The sequence below is a fragment of the Neisseria sp. genome (assembly GCF_041804105.1).
Classification (GTDB): Bacteria; Pseudomonadota; Gammaproteobacteria; order Burkholderiales; family Neisseriaceae; genus Neisseria.
The window spans coordinates 1-15194 of record NZ_JBHCJY010000055.1 but is presented as its reverse complement, the minus strand read 5'-3'; the positions used below and the strand labels follow the sequence as shown (position 1 = coordinate 15194).

Annotated in this window: 14 protein-coding genes; 10 read left to right on the top strand and 4 right to left on the bottom strand. The window is 57.4% G+C overall.

Annotated elements, in window-relative coordinates; all coding sequences use genetic code 11:
* Positions 1 to 145 precede the first annotated feature (145 nt).
* The 6 genes from ACEYDX_RS05350 (at position 146) to ACEYDX_RS05325 (ending at position 6239) form a co-directional block, all read left to right on the top strand.
* On the top strand, positions 146 to 478 hold the full coding sequence (locus ACEYDX_RS05350; protein WP_373740997.1) for a hypothetical protein: 333 nt from the start codon (positions 146 to 148) through the stop codon (positions 476 to 478).
* 155 nt (positions 479 to 633) lie between these two features.
* Entirely contained in the window at positions 634 to 1377 is a 744-nt protein-coding gene (locus ACEYDX_RS05345; RefSeq protein ID WP_373740996.1) for a GNAT family N-acetyltransferase, read from the top strand.
* An 836-nt stretch (positions 1378 to 2213) separates the two neighbouring features.
* Positions 2214 to 2960, top strand: coding sequence for a lysophospholipid acyltransferase family protein (locus ACEYDX_RS05340; RefSeq protein ID WP_373740995.1), 747 nt, complete (start codon positions 2214 to 2216; stop codon positions 2958 to 2960).
* A 136-nt stretch (positions 2961 to 3096) separates the two neighbouring features.
* Positions 3097 to 3714: a riboflavin synthase subunit alpha gene (locus tag ACEYDX_RS05335; RefSeq protein ID WP_373740994.1), complete on the top strand. Its 618-nt coding sequence runs from the start codon at positions 3097 to 3099 to the stop codon at positions 3712 to 3714.
* Between the two features lie 169 nt (positions 3715 to 3883).
* A complete protein-coding gene (locus ACEYDX_RS05330) occupies positions 3884 to 4753 on the top strand; it encodes an ATP-binding protein (RefSeq protein WP_373740993.1) in 870 nt (289 codons plus the stop codon).
* A 586-nt stretch (positions 4754 to 5339) separates the two neighbouring features.
* Positions 5340 to 6239 (top strand): metal ABC transporter solute-binding protein, Zn/Mn family, encoded by a 900-nt coding sequence (locus tag ACEYDX_RS05325; protein WP_373740992.1) that lies wholly within the window; start codon positions 5340 to 5342, stop codon positions 6237 to 6239.
* Between the two features lie 192 nt (positions 6240 to 6431).
* Here the strand turns inward: ACEYDX_RS05325 and ACEYDX_RS05320 are convergent, their stop codons facing one another.
* From ACEYDX_RS05320 to ACEYDX_RS05310, 3 genes are all read right to left on the bottom strand, one after another.
* Positions 6432 to 8465 (bottom strand): calcium-binding protein, encoded by a 2034-nt coding sequence (locus ACEYDX_RS05320; protein WP_373740991.1) that lies wholly within the window; start codon positions 8463 to 8465, stop codon positions 6432 to 6434.
* Positions 8466 to 8876: 411 nt separating this feature from the next.
* Positions 8877 to 9530 (bottom strand): response regulator, encoded by a 654-nt coding sequence (locus ACEYDX_RS05315; protein WP_373740990.1) that lies wholly within the window; start codon positions 9528 to 9530, stop codon positions 8877 to 8879.
* Positions 9527 to 11401 carry a histidine kinase gene (locus ACEYDX_RS05310; RefSeq protein ID WP_373740989.1) on the bottom strand — a complete coding sequence of 625 codons (1875 nt, stop codon included), beginning with the start codon at positions 11399 to 11401 and terminating at the stop codon, positions 9527 to 9529. The genes ACEYDX_RS05315 and ACEYDX_RS05310 overlap by 4 nt, the downstream gene beginning before the upstream one ends.
* A gap of 296 nt (positions 11402 to 11697) precedes the next feature.
* Between ACEYDX_RS05310 and ACEYDX_RS05305 the strand changes: the two genes are divergently transcribed.
* From ACEYDX_RS05305 to glp, 4 genes are all read left to right on the top strand, one after another.
* Entirely contained in the window at positions 11698 to 11946 is a 249-nt protein-coding gene (locus ACEYDX_RS05305) for a MoaD/ThiS family protein (protein ID WP_373740988.1), read from the top strand.
* A gap of 2 nt (positions 11947 to 11948) precedes the next feature.
* A complete protein-coding gene (locus ACEYDX_RS05300) occupies positions 11949 to 12413 on the top strand; it encodes a molybdenum cofactor biosynthesis protein MoaE (RefSeq protein WP_373740987.1) in 465 nt (154 codons plus the stop codon).
* Positions 12410 to 12994 (top strand): molybdenum cofactor guanylyltransferase MobA, encoded by a 585-nt coding sequence (gene mobA, locus ACEYDX_RS05295; protein WP_373740986.1) that lies wholly within the window; start codon positions 12410 to 12412, stop codon positions 12992 to 12994. Before ACEYDX_RS05300 ends, mobA begins: the two co-directional genes overlap by 4 nt.
* Before the next feature lie 427 nt (positions 12995 to 13421).
* A complete protein-coding gene (glp, locus tag ACEYDX_RS05290; RefSeq protein WP_373740985.1) occupies positions 13422 to 14615 on the top strand; it encodes a gephyrin-like molybdotransferase Glp in 1194 nt (397 codons plus the stop codon).
* A 163-nt stretch (positions 14616 to 14778) separates the two neighbouring features.
* Here the strand turns inward: glp and ACEYDX_RS05285 are convergent.
* Positions 14779 to 15194: transposase (locus ACEYDX_RS05285; protein ID WP_373740984.1), on the bottom strand; the 416-nt coding region annotated here is incomplete at its 5' end.

The following is a 15194-nucleotide window of genomic DNA, read 5'->3' as shown; positions in this document are numbered from 1 at the left end:
GATGCCGAATTCTTTTGCGGCTCTACGAATCGTCCATCCTTGACGGAGTTTTTTGAGCACGAGTTGTTTGAAGTCTTGTGAATAGGCCATGGTGGAATTGTATCGAATAATATGTTTATTTGCTATAGAACCGCGCTACCAGCAGGTGCACATCGCCGATAAGCTGGCCGACAATGCGTTCAACACCATCCTTTCCCCCGAAGCGGAAGGGCAGGGCGTGTGGATACACCAAGACGCATGGTTTTCGCTTGTGCCGTTTTCAGACGGCCATACGTTGGAATACGCCGTCAAACGCCCTGAAAACGGTGTGTATGTTTTCATAATCAAAGGGAGTGTTGCCGTCAACGGTCGTGCTTTGTGCGAACGCGACGGCTACGGCATTTGGGATGCGGAAAAGTTTGAGCTGGCGGGAGAGGCCGGCGCGCAAGTGCTGCTGATGGATGTGCCGATGGACATCGCAGCGCATACCGGCGGATAAGCCTGCATAACAGCATTGAGGCCGTCTGAAAAAGTGTTCAGACGGCCTCAATGCGTCCGTTTGATCTTTTTAAAAACAAAACAGGAAAATAGAGATGGGCAGGCCGCAATGCTCTGCTATACTTACGCGCTTTGCCACTTGGATTCCAACGATAAATGATTCATGCAACCAATATTCCCGCCAAAGTCGGCCTGAGCGTGCGCCTGGCGGAAACACAGGCCGAAATCGAAGAAGCGCAGCGGCTGCGCTATCAGGTATTTGCCGAAGAGCAAGGTGCCGAAATCGAAAGCGACAACGGCTTGGACGTTGACGAATACGACCAATACTGCCGCCACCTGTTAGCCTTTGACGAAGCCACGCAGGAAGTGGTGGGCTGCTACCGCCTGATTACCAAAGATGTCGCCGAAAAAATCGGCTCGTGGTACAGCGAACACGAATTCGACCTCAGTCCCCTGAAAGACATCCTGCACGAAACCGTCGAACTCGGCCGCGCCTGCATCCATCCCGACTACCGCAACGGCAGCCTGATTATGCTGCTGTGGACGGGTTTGATGAAATTCATGGGCGAAAACAACCTGCGCTTTATGATCGGCTGCGGCAGCATCGGCATGGAAGACGGCGGCCACGAAGCGGCCTCGCTCTACCACAAACTCACCGAAACCCACCTTGCCCCCGAGCCGTGGCGCGTAACACCGCTCAACCCGATGAAATGGGGCAGCTACCGCACGGTGGAAAATCCCGAAACGCCTTCGCTGATTAAAGGCTATCTCAAAGCAGGCGCATGGTTTTGCGGCGAACCCTGCGTGGACGAAGCCTTTAACTGCGCCGACATCCTGATTCTGATGGATGTGACACGGATGAACGACCGCTACCTGCAACGCTTCGCCCCAAAACCTTAAGCACGAACGGACAGCAGTGCAAGCATCCGCACAGATTCCGGCACAGGTATCTTAATCTGCCTGCGGGCGGTTGCGGTAAAACGGACGGGCCGTCTGAAAAAATTTTCAGACGGCCTTAATTGTGTCTGTTTGATATGTCCGCCGATACTGAAATAGTGCTGATGACGAAAGCCGTCATTCCATCTGCGCGGGCGGCGCGTACCGGGCGACGCAGGCTGATAACGACAATGGATTAGGCGATAGTGTATTGTACCGAACTGTGTTGAAACACGGCTTTTCAAACAAAACGCACAGGCCGGGTTTGGATATTGGCAGCATATCGGCAAGACGGATTGCTCCGGCTCGGGAATCCGTCCTCCATCCAGCCCGTTACCACGGCATAGACGGCTTCCGCCATTCCCGCGCAAGCGGGAATCCGTCCGTGGTATGCACAAATGCCCGTTTAACAAAAGAGATCTGATTTTACACATGGATTCCCTCCTGCACAGGAATATGGCGAGAAACCGAGTCTCAACACAATATCCAAATACAGCTGACGGATCAATTGCGTCGGCCAAGCAGCCTGCAGAGCGTAGCTTGTCCGGTGTATGGCGGCGGGGCATCGAGGCCGTCTGAAAACGGTATCTTCCGTGCAGGCCGAATCTGTACCGCCTCACGTCCTGTAAATGCCGTCCGAATGTTTTCAGACGGCACCGCCCGTTTGTGCCACACCTTTCCGCGTCATACTGAAAATTCCCGCGCCTTTACCTGACCCGAACGGCTTTTTCCGCTAAAATCCGTATCTTTCTGCAAAAAAAGCCGCCTGTAATGTTCAGACGGCCCGTTAAACCGTAAAAATGACACACATCCGTCTTATCCGCCGCCTGCTCTGCATCGCCGCCTGCCTGATCTACGGCATGGCCGAAATGTTTTTCCTGTTTCCCTTTTACAGTAAAACGCGCAAACTGCGCGCGATTCAGATTTGGTCGCACCGCGTGCTGGCCTCGTGCGGTATGAAGCTCGAAATCCACGGCAGCCTGCCCGAGGGGGACAAAGGCTGCATGATGATCTGCAACCACATTTCTTGGCTCGACATCATGGCCGTCAACGCCGCCTTTCCCGGCCGTTTCGTTGCGAAGGAAGAAGTGTCGAAATGGCCGGTTATCGGCTATCTGGCCACACAGGCGCAAACCGTTTACGTGGCCCGCAACAAAGGCACGAAAGGCAACGGCGACAAAATCCTGCACGTTACCGAAGCGCTGCAAAACGGCGACACCGTAACCATTTTCCCGGAAGGCACCAGCACCGAAGGCCACAGCATCCTGCCGTTCAAACCCAGTTTTTTTCAGGCGGCCTATGAAGCCGGCGTGCCGGTGCTGCCGGTGCTGTGCCGTTATCCCAATGCCGACGGCAGCAGCCCCAATCCCGCCGCGGCCTATTACGGCGACATCAGTTTGTGGGAATCCATCTGTATGATTATCAAAGAAAAAAGCAGCAAGGTGGAGCTGCATTTCCTCGACCCCGTCGAACCGTGTGCCGACCGAGCCGAATCGGCGGGGCAAATCCACCGCATTCTGACCGAAAAGCAGCGGCAGTTGGGCTGATGCGGTGCGGTTGGCGGCAACACGGAACATTCCGCAAGCCGGAAAAGGCCGTCTGAAAAGTTTCAGACGGCCTTTCTGCACCGTGTTGCCGCAGGTGTACAATAAGCCGCTTCAACCAACAGCAAACGGAGCAAATATGTTTACCGGAATCGTGCAGGGCATCGGACGGGTTGCGGCCGTGAATGCGCCGTCTGAAAACTTCCGCACCCATGTGGTCGAACTGCCTGAAAACATGGCGGAAAACCTGCAAATCGGTGCATCGGTGGCGCACAACGGCTGCTGCCTGACCATCACCAAAATCGAAGGCCGCCGCGTGCATTTCGACCTGATGGCCGAAACGCTGGCCAAAACCAATTTGGGCCGTCTGAAAGAAGGCGACGGCGTAAATCTCGAACGCGCGGCGCGGTTCGGCGACGAAATCGGCGGCCATGTGATGAGCGGCCATGTGATGGCGGTAACGCGGATCACGCGGATTGAAAAAAGTGCGCACAATCAAACGGTTTGGTTCGCGCTGCCGCAGGAGTTGCAGCCCTACGTTTTGCCCAAAGGTTTCGTCGGCCTGGACGGTTGCAGCCTGACCATCGGCAGCGTAACCGCCGGAGAATTCAATGTGCACCTGATTCCCGAAACGCTTTCGCGCACATTGTTCGGCAGCCGATCCGTCGGCGATGAAATCAACATCGAAATCGACGCGCAAACGCAGGCGGTGGTGGATACCGTGATGCGGGTGATGGCGCAGCGGAGCGCAGGCTGACCGTTGCCGTGTAGCGGAGAAAATGAGCGGACAGACCATTTGAACGCAGCATGGATACATTTCAGACGGCCTGATTGCCAAACCGATTGTGCCGGCCAGACAGTCTTGCGTGTCCGTGCAGATAAGGCCGTCTGAAAAACTTACCTGATTCCCGACAGAAAGTACCGTGATGAAACTTACCGAATTTTTGGCCGAAGCCGATACCCTGCTTAAACGCTTGGATTTGCTGTTGCCGCCCGTTCCTGCCGAGCCTGACTGGAACGCGGCGGCCTACCGCTGGCAGAGCATCGGACGGCGCGGCGTGCTCGAAAGCCTGCCTGAACCGCATACTTTTCCGCTGAGCCGGTTGGCGGCGGTGGATACGCAGACCAAGCGGCTGGTGCGCAATACCGAACAGTTTCTGGCGGGCCGTCCGGCCAACAATGTGCTGATGACGGGTGCGCGCGGCACGGGCAAATCGTCGCTGGTGAAAGCCCTGCTGCACGAATACGTTTCAGACGGCCTGCGTTTGGTCGAAGTGGACAAAACCGATTTGGTCAGCCTGCCTGCACTGTTGGATCTGCTGAAAAACCGCCCGGAAAAGTTCATCGTGTTCTGCGACGATTTGTCGTTTGAAAACGGCGACGAAACCTACAAAGCCCTGAAAACCGCACTTGACGGCGGCCTGTCGCAACGCTGCGCCAACGTGCTGGTGTACGCCACGTCCAACCGCCGCCACCTGATGCCCGAGTATATGGACGAAAACAGCGGCACGGTTACGGGCATACGCGGCGAAGTTCACCCGCGCGAAGCGGTCGAAGAAAAAGTGTCGCTGTCCGACCGTTTCGGCTTGTGGCTGAGCTTCTACCCGTTCGACCAAAACGACTACCTGAAAGCGGTAGAAAACTGGCTGGACGACTTCGGCCTGCCGCTTGACGACACCGCCCGACACGCTGCGCTGTTGTGGTCGCAAACGCGCGGCAACCGTTCCGGCCGCACCGCATGGCAGTTTGCCTGCGATTGGGCAGGCAGGCTGCCTGAGGAGCGGGTGGTTGATTAAATGCTTGGTGCGTGACTGGAAATGGAGGCCGTCTGAAAAATATTTTCAGACGGCTTTTTTCGGGCGGGTTAGATGGCGCGATTTGTAGGGAATGGCTGTGTTTGGGTGATGGAGGTATTGGCATCAACACCATTGTTCCAGAACAGGAGGGAATCCAGCTTCAAATTTCAGCAATCTTTTTGATTCATGTAGTTACTAATATTTACGATGGATTTTCGCCTGGGAGAGCGTGATGGTGGTGAGCATTGGGTTGGCATTTGCATATTATTGTTTGTAATGTCACACCAGTGTTCCTGTGCAGACGGAAATTTGGATCCAAGCGGTAAAGAACCGTTGTTTGCTGGAGGTATATTTGTAAGGTAAATACCATAAAAGCAAAGGCTGCTAAAAACTGTTTCAGACGACCCTTATCTACGATAAGTAATACGGTACGGCTTAGAGCAAAACTTATCTATGGATGTATTTGATTGTTCTGTGGCAGATTTTCGGTACTAATTGGCGGTAGGCCGAAACGACCCGCTTGAGAATTTCCGCGTCCTGCTTTAAACTACCCGATGTTACGTTATATCAAAAAAAGGAACAGCAGATGAAACAATGGAAATTCGGTATGGTTGCTGCTTTGGCAACCGGTTTGGCCGCAGCAGCACCGATGCCTGTGGTAACCAGTTTCAGCATTTTGGGCGATGTGGCCAAGCAAATCGGCGGGGAGCGCGTGGCCGTGCAAAGTTTGGTCGGGCCGAATCAGGATTCCCATGCTTATCACATTACCAGCGGCGATATTAAAAAGGTACGCAGTGCCAAGCTGGTTTTGCTGAACGGTTTGGGTTTGGAGGCCGCAGATGTGCAGCGTGCCGTTAAACAGAGCAAAGTGCCTTATGCCGAGGCCGCAGCAGGTTTGAAAGCGCTGAAGGCTCAGGAAGGACATCACGGCCACAGTCATGAAGGACATCATCACGACCACGGCGAGTTCGATCCCCATGTCTGGACAGATCCCGTTTTGATGCAGGGATACGCGGCCAACGTCGCCAATGCCATGATTAAGGCCGATCCCGCAGGCAAAGCCTATTACCAGCAACGCCTCACCGCCTATCAGACGCAGTTGAAAAAACTTCATGCCGATACGCAGGCAGCATTCAATGCCGTCCCCAAAGAAAAACGCAAAGTGCTGACCGGCCACGATGCCTTTTCCTATATGAGCGTGCGCTACGGCATTACCTTTGTTTCTCCGCAGGGCGTGAGCAGCAGCGCGGAAGCATCGGCCAAAGACGTGGCATCGATTATCCGCCAAATCAAACGCGAAGGCATCAAAGCCGTGTTTACCGAAAACATCAAAGACACGCGTATGGTTGACCAAATCGCCAAAGAAACCGGCGTGCGCGTGAGCGGAAAACTCTATTCCGACGCGCTCGGTGCCGCGCCTGCGAACACCTATATCGGCATGTACCGCTACAACGTGAATGCGCTGACATCGGCAATGAAGAAATAAAGTACCGAACCGAGCAGGCTGTAAAAAGGCCGTCTGAAAATTTTCAGACGGCCTTTTTTGTGTTTGGACAAACGGTTTACCGTTAACCTGATGCCGTATAGCAAAACGCCGTCTGAACGGAGTGTTTCAGACGGCGTTGCACGCAGCCGATACCCCAAGGGAAACCGGCCTGCGTATTCACTTAAACAATGCTTAAACCGCGTTCGCAGTACCGGCAAGATGATCCGCATCAACCGGAGAGAGTACGGCAGACGCGCTGTATGCCGCATACTCTTCTAAACCGGCTGCCGCCGTATCAGGCGCATCGGTAATGCCGGCAAGCAGAGAATCGGCGGAAGTGCGGTTGTCGAGCAGTGCCGCATCGACCGTTTCCCCGTCTTGTACGGTTGCAGGCAGGGCGGCTGCGCGTACGGTGGCGGTGTTGCCGTTCAGCGCGCTGCTTTCGGCAGATACGGTATCCGTACCGAACGGAGCAAGCAGGCCGGCAGGTTCGGTATTGCCGTTGACCAAACGGTAAAACTCGTCGGCATTGTAGGTTTGCCCGCCGATTTCGAATTGCTCGATGGCGGTTGTGCCGTCAGCGGCGGTTTGGCTGTCGATGGTCAGCGTGTCGGTACTGTTTTTCACGGAAATGATCCAATCCGTACCGCCGTTGGCATTCGAGGCCGTCTGAATGTCCAGGTCGGCAGCAGTCAGGCCGTCTGAAAAACGTACGGTATCGGTGCCGTCGGTTTCTGCCAATGTATCGGTGCCGTAATCTTTGCCGAAGCGGTACAGATCGTTGCCCGCTCCGCCTTGCAGCACATCGTTGCCGTTGCCGCCGTCGACATAATCGGCACCTTCTCCGCCGGCCAGGGTGTCGTTGCCCGCACCGCCGGTCAGGTCGTCATTGCCTGCGCCGCCGTCAAGCAGATCGTTACCGTGTTCCCCGATCAGGAAGTCGCGGGCTTCGCCGCCGTAGAGTTTGTCGTCGCCGATGCCGCCGATCAGGGTATCGACGCCGCCGTTACCGTACAGGGTATCGTTGCCGTTGCCGCCGACGAGACGGTTGCGGTTGTCGTTGCCGGTAAGGGTGTTGTCGGCATTGTTGCCGGTGGCGTTGATTGCGTCGGAACCGGTCAATACGACGTGTTCGACATTGGTGGGAGCGGTGTAGCTTACGCTGCTGTACACGGTATCCGTGCCTTGGTTGGCTTCTTCGACGACTTTGTCGGCAGCATTGTCGACATCGTAAACGTCATCGCCTGCCTGACCGACCATCAGATCGGCACCTTCGCCGCCGACCAGAATGTCGTTGCCTTCGCCGCCGGTCAAGTCGTCGTTGCCTGCATCGCCGTAGAGCATGTCATCGCCGTGTTGTCCGATCAGGAAATCGCGGGCTTCGCCGCCGTAGAGTTTGTCGTTGCCGATGCCGCCGATCAGGGTATCGACGCCGCCGTTGCCGTACAGGGTATCGTTGCCGTTGCCGCCGACGAGACGGTTGCGGTTGTCGTTGCCGGTAAGGGTGTTGTCGGCGTTGTTACCTGTGGCGTTGGTTGCGTCGTAGCCGGTCAATACGACGTGTTCGACGTTGGCGGGAGCGGTGTAGCTTACGCTGCTGTATACGGTATCCGTGCCTTGGTTGGCTTCTTCAACGACTTTGTCGGCGGCATCGTCGACATCGTAAACGTCATCACCGGCCTGACCGACCATCAGGTCGGCACCTTCGCCGCCGACCAGAATGTCATTGCCCGCACCGCCGGTCAGATCGTCGTTGCCTGTGTCTCCATAGAGTGTGTCGTCGCCGTGTTGTCCGATCAGGAAGTCGCGGTCTTCATCGCCGTAGAGGTGGTCGTCGCCGATGCCGCCGATCAGGGTGTCGACGCCGCCGTTGCCGTACAGGGTATCGTTGCCGTTGCCGCCGACAAGACGGTTGCGGTTGTTATTGCCTGTGAGGGTGTTGTCGGAATTGTTGCCGGTACCGTAAACGGCTTCGTTGCCTTCGAGAACGAGGTTTTCGACTTCGGCGGGCAGGGTGTAGCTGTAACTGCTGTGTGCGGTGTCGCTGCCTTCGCTGCGGTTTTCGACGATGTAGTCGTTGGTGTGGCGCAGGTGGAAGGTATCGTTGCCTTCGCCGCCGCGGAAGATGTTGTGGCCGAGGCTGCCGTACAAAACGTCATCGCGTGTGCTGCCGCTGATGGTAACGGATGCGCTTTCGTCGGCGTAGGAAAGGGTGGGATTTGACATAATGATTCTCCGGGTTGTATTGGGAAAAATGCTGCGGGGCAGCAGGACGTTTCCGCGCCGTCCGTTTGTACGGCGGGCGGCTGCGGGGTTGAAATCCGCATATACGGGATACGCGGGTTTCGGGAAACGGTTTTTCGAAATGTGTTCGGAGAAAATGTCGGAAAGAAAGACGGGCGGCCGGATGCCGTGCTGTCTTTTTCTATGATGGAATTTTATTATTTGATTGTTATAGTCTATATGGGTTTATTTATTTTACAGGGATGTTCTCACAAATTATGGATATTTGTAAATATTTTTAATCTTATAGTAATCATGTGTTTGCGTAAATTTAAGGCCGTCTGAATATTTTTCAGACGGCCTTTTGTGTGTTCTTTGGAAAAATCCTGTGTTTTTAACAGCTTGCCGGAAACTTCAAACCTGAGGCTGCGGTACGTTGTGCTGTACGGCAAATACGGCCGCCTGTACGCGGCTGGACAAATCGAGCTTGCGCAGGATGTTCTGCACATGCACTTTGACGGTGGATTCGGAGAGTTCGAGATGGCGGGCGATGACTTTGTTGCTGTGCCCGGCGGCAAGGTAGCCGAGGATTTCGAATTCGCGCGGGGTAAGGGCGGAGAGCGTGGCGGCGTTTTTGGCGGGCGCGGGGGAAATCAGGGATTGGACGAGGCGGCTGGTCATTTCGGGGGAGAACACGTTGTCGCCGTCAACGGCCTTGCGGATGCTGTCGAGCAGAAAATCGGCGTTGATGTTTTTGAGCAGGAAGCCACGCGCGCCCAGCCGCATACATTCGGTAAGGTCGTCGCTGTCTTCGGAAACGGTCAGCATCACCACGGTTTGTTCGGGGCGGGTGCTGAGGATTTGGGCGAGGGTTTCGCGGCCGTTCATCACGGGCATATCGAGGTCGAGCAAAACGATGTCGGGCTTGAACTGTTGGGCGAGTTTGACACCGGTCAGGCCGTCTGAAGCCTCGCCGACGACGTCGAAGTCGTTTTGGCGGGACAGCAGGGCTTTGATGCCGCTGCGGAACAGGGTGTGGTCGTCAATCAGTAGGATGCGGATGCTCATGATGCGGTTCTTTCTGTTTGCGGTAAAACGAGGGTTACGGCGGTGCCGTTGGTGGGGCGGGATTCGACGGTCAGCCGTGCGCGGATGCGGCGGGCGCGTTCGTGCATGATGCTGAGGCCGACGTGGCGGTCGGGCAGGGTTTTCAGACGGCCTGTATCGAAGCCGCGGCCGTTGTCGCGGATGGTTACGGTGAAGTCGGCGCCGTCGTCGATAACGACGGAAACGCGGGTTGCGCGGGCGTGTTTGCGGATGTTCGACAGGCTTTCCTGCAGGATGAAGATGGCTTGGAGCTGCTGTTCTTCGTTGAGCGGCAGCCCGCTGCCCTGCCAGACGGTATCGGCGGGAATGCCGGTTTGGCTTTCGAAACGCCGCACCACGGCGGCAACGGCTTCGGGAAAGTCTTTGCTGCTGATTTTGGTGCGGAAGTTGAGCAGCAGTTCGCGCACGTCTTCGTAGCATTCCTGTATGCCGTTTTTGAGCGCGGCCAGGTTTTCTTCCGCGCCTGCGCCGTTGCCCGCTTTGGATGCGCTTTCGAGCATCTGGACTTGGAGGTTGAGAAAAGTGAGTGTTTGCGCGATGCTGTCGTGCAGGCCCTGGGCAATCAGGTTGCGTTCCTGCAAAACCGCGAGCTGGCGGCTGCTTTGGACAAGGCGGCTGTTGGCGATGGATACGCCCAGTTGCGTGCCCAATGCCTGAAGCAGGCTGCGGTCGGTTTCCTTGAGTGCGGCGCCGTCTGAAAAATAGAGCGTGAATACGCCGAGTTCGTCGTTTTGGTAGGTAACGGGAAATGCGGACGCGGCGGTAAAACCCGCTCGGCGGAGCGGTTCGGGCAGGGAGACCGTCTGAAAATCCGCCGTACCGCCGCCGTCGGTTTCGCAGGCGCACAGGCAGTTTTCCGGCCTGTAACAGCCGCCGTCGGCAAAATCTTCGGGCAGGCCGGTTTGCGCAACCAGATCGGTACGGCGGCGTTCCGAATCAATCAGGCGCACGCTGCCCGCGGCGGCGGACATTTCGGGCAGCACCAGTTGCAGGAAGGTTTGCGCCGCTTCCGCAGGCGTGTGGCTCTGGTGCAGCGCGCGCGCGGTGCGGTAGAGCAGGTCGGATTCACGGTTTTTGCGTGCCAAATCCTGAGTTTGCCGCGCCACTTGGCCTTCGAGATCGGTGTAGAGCGTTTTCAGTTCCGCGCTCATGTGGTTGAAGCCTTCGCCCACCTGCGCAAATTCTTTGGTGCGCCCCGCGTCGATGACTGCGCCGAAACCGCCTTTGCGGATGGTTTCCACGCCCAGCCGCAGGCTTTCGAGCGGGCGGATGACCCAGTAATTCAGCAGCAGAATCATCAATACCGCACCCACCACCACCATCACCGCCAAGGCCGTCTGAAACAGCCGCAGCCTGCGCGTATTGCGGGCATTGACTTTTTCCAGCGCCTGCACGAAGCGGTCGATGTCGGCGGCAAACAGCCGCAGTTCTGATTCGGAGGGCAGCGAATTGTAGGCGAAATACGGGCGGATATGGCGGTACCAGCCCTGTCCCATGCGCTGCATGCTCATTTCCACTTCGGGTTCGGCGGGCAGCAGCAGCGGTTTGTGCGGACGGCTGTCGCGCACGGCATTGAGCGTTTTGTCGAACAGGCTCATCTGCGAACGGGTTTCGGCGGCATTCCCGCCGCGCGCGGCCATGTAGGTCATGCGGTAAATCCGCATCCGCAGGCTGCCCGCATCGTTAATCGCTTCGCCCGCCCCTTCGAGTTGGCGCGACAGCAGCAGCGTAAACGCGATGGACACCAACGCCGCACCGCCCCAGACTGCGGTCAGCAGTTTGAGTCGGAACGGCAGTCCGGTGCGGCTGAAAGGGCGGCGGTTTTGCGTCATGGCGGGGTAGTGCGGCTGAATTAGGGAGAAAGTAGCATTTTGTGCGGCGGGCGGGCAATCCGCCGAAAGGATAGGGCGCGGCCATTATAGCGGAAGCCTGCCGGTGCCGTCTGAAACGCAGCCGGATTAGTAGAAATGGTAGATCTGCGGGCTGCAACGGTTGGGCGAAAATCCGACTTACCGTTTCCTGTTGGAAAACCATTCATATCGGGTAGGGAAACGTTTGCCGCCGCCAGTCTGCAGGCATTTCGTGTAAAATCCGTATTCATCCAAACCACATACCATTTTCAGACGGCATGATTACCATACTGTATTTCGGCGTTTTAAAACAACAGCTTGCTACCGAAAGCGAGCAAATCGGCTGGAGCGGCGGCACAGGACGCGAACTGGTTGCCTTCCTGCGCGCACGCGGCAGCGAATGGGCGGATGCGCTCGACGGCAGCCGCGTTTTCCGCATCGCCATCGACAAACGCATCGCCGGTTGGGACGAACCTATTCCCGACGGAGCCGAAGTCGGCCTGCTGCCGCCGGTAACGGGGGGCTGAACGTGCATACCGACATCCGCATCCAAACCGAAGCCTTCGATGCCGCCGCCGAACAGCAGGCGCTGATGCGCCGCACCGCCAATTCGGGCGCGGCCGTATCGTTTACCGGCTTCGTGCGCGGCCGCGACGGTGCCGTGCCGTTGGCCGCGCTCGAACTCGAACACTATCCCGTGGTTACCGAAAACGAAATCGCGCGCATCGTCGATGCCGCCGCCCGCCGCTGGCCGCTCGAAGCCTGCGCCGTCGTCCACAGGGTAGGCCGTCTGAAAACCGGCGAAGCAATCGTGTGGGTGTGCGCCGCGTCCGCGCACCGAAAAGCCGCCTTTGCCGCCGCCGAATTCGTGATGGACTATCTCAAAACCGAAGCCCCGTTTTGGAAAAAGGAAATCTTTTCAGACGGCACGGAACGCTGGGTGGAAGCCAAACAGAGCGACCGCGCCGCATTAGACAAATGGGGTACACCATGAGCAGAACCTTTCACGCCCTGATTCTCGCGGGCGGCGGCGGCCGCCGCATGGGCGGGCAGGACAAAGGCTTGGTGGAATGGCAGGGCAAACCGCTGATCGACCACGTTGTCGACCGAATTGCCGACCAAGTCCAGCACATCGCCATTAGCGCCAACCGCAACATCGAAACCTATGCCGAGCGCACGCCCCATGTGTTCCCCGACGCCCGCCAATGGCAGGATGTGGGGCCGCTGGCCGCGCTGGCCACCGCCGCCAACGATTTGCAGCTTGCCCGCGCCGACTGGCTGCTGATTGTCCCCTGCGATACGCCCAACCTGCCCGACGACATCGTGGGACAATTCCTGATTGCCGTCCGCGCCGCGCCGCAATGCCGCGCGTTTTATGCGGTTACCGCCGAACGCGCGCATTACGGCGTGATGTTTCTCCGGCCGCAGGTGCTGAAAACCGCCGCCACCTATCTTGGCGCAGGGCTGCGCACCATCCGCGACTGGCTGGAACAAAACAACGCCCGCGCCGTGCTGTTCGACGAAGAACACGAGTTCGCCAACATCAACAACCTGGAAGATTTGCAGACAGAGTAGGGCGCGGGGCAGGAGGCGTGCTGCATCAGAACCGCGTTTCCCCTGATGCCGTCCGAGTTCGGAAAACTCCCCCGATTGCTGAATATTTTGCCGCCGAGTTTTCAGACGGCTGAACCCGTAGGTACGGTTAGGCGGTACGCCGTAACCGTACGCGGCGCCGTTGGCGGCAGCATATTTTTCAGACGGCCGATCCAACTCGAAACACAAGGCGGCATCGCAGAATGGCGGCCATCTTCACCGTTTGGCTATCTGCCGCCAAGCCCGCAAGCCGGACGGTTGTTCAAAATACACTCAACAATTTTTTCAGACGGCCTTATCATACGCAGAGGCCGTCTGAAACATCCGATGCCGAAACCGCAACACGAAACGGCAAAAGTGTATCCGGTTCCCTGATTTATCCCGCCGACGTTTTCCCGAAAGCCCCGCCATGCTCGATTACCATGCCGCTCTCGCGCAACTGCTCGACAGCCACAAATGCTCCCAAACCGTTGAAATCCTACCGCTTTCCGCTGCCGCCAACCGCATCCTTGCCGAACCGCTGTCCGCGCGCTATCCCAGTCCGATGTTCGACAACAGCGCGATGGACGGCTACGCCGTATGCGACCCCGAAGGCCGTCTGAACACATTTGCCGTCGTCAGCCGCACGCAGGCGGGCGAAGCCCCGGCCGCAGCTTTGCAGGCGGGCGAAACCGTGCGTATTTTCACAGGTGCGCCCGTACCGGCGGGCGCAACCGCCGTGGTCATGCAGGAAAACGCCGAATTTTCAGACGGCCTGCTGCACATCGGCAAACCCACCGAAGCCGGGGCGAACATCCGTTACCGCGCCGAAGAAATCGAAGCCGGACAAATGCTGCTGCCGCAAGGCACGCGCTTGTCCGCCGCCGCGCTCGGCCTGGCCGCGTCGCAGGGCTATGCCGAACTGCCCGTGTTCAAACCCCTGAAAGCCACCGTATTTTCCAGCGGCAACGAATTGGCCGAACCCGGGAAGCCGCTTTCAGACGGCCATATCTACGATGCCAACCGCTACCAGCTGCTCGCATGGCTCGCTGCCCAAGGCATCGAAACGGCCGACGGCGGCATCCTGCCCGACGATTTGGCCGCCACCGAAACCGCGCTGGCCGATGCGGCGCGGCGTTCCGACATCATCATCACCAGCGGCGGCGCATCGGTGGGCGAGGCCGACTGGCTCAAACAGGCCGTGGAAAATCTGGGCACGCTTGCCGTCCACACCCTTGCCGTCAAGCCGGGCAAACCGTTCGGTTGGGGGCATATCGGCGCGGCCAACGTGTTCGTATTGCCCGGTAATCCCGTCGCCGCATTCGTTACCGCCCAAATCCTGCTGCTGCCCGTGTTGGCCAAACTCTCGGGCAAAGCCGCTCCTTATGCCTTGCCGCAAATCACTGCGCGCGCCGCGTTTTCCACGCGCAAAGCCATCAAACGCCGCGAATTCCTGCGCGTAACCTACCGTACCTCAGACGACGGCGCCACCATGGCCGAACTGCTGCCCAACCAAGGCAGCGCCATGCTCGCCACCTGCACCGCCGCCACCGCCTTGTGCGAAATACCCGCAGGGGAAACCGTGTCGGAAGGCGGAAGGGTGTTGCTGCACTTGCTGCCGTAGCGTAAAAAAGCATCAAGGCCGTCTGAAAATCGAGTTTTCAGACGGCCTTTTTAATTTTCGTGCGGACTGGCGGCGGCTGGAAACCGCCAAGCGTCGAACCGTTTACAGTGCAGGTTCGTCGGCCGCGTCTTCGCTTTTGCTGCGGATAATATAGCAAATAAACTTATTTATCGATACACACCTGAAACAGCCAATCCACATCCGTAATTCGCAGCCGATTCCTAACACCTTTAGTCCAAGCCCACTTTTTCTCTATCTGATTCAGATCGGGGCTATAAGGTGGAAGCCATAACACGGTATGGCCTTTCTCCTTCAGGAGTGCTAAAGCACTCCCCTTATGAAACGTCGCATTATCCATCACCACTACACTGTTTTGCGGCAGCTCGGGAATCAAAATCCGCTCAACCCAGGCGTCGAATATTCGGCGGTCAATACTGCAATCAAACAACCCGACAGCAAACAGTTTTCCGTGAAATAACGCTCCAACGGCATTGGTCTGATGATGTCCTTGCCAATCATGAAGCGCATAACAACGTCGGCTTTTTGGCGCATAAGCGTAAGGCCGGTAACAGGATTTTC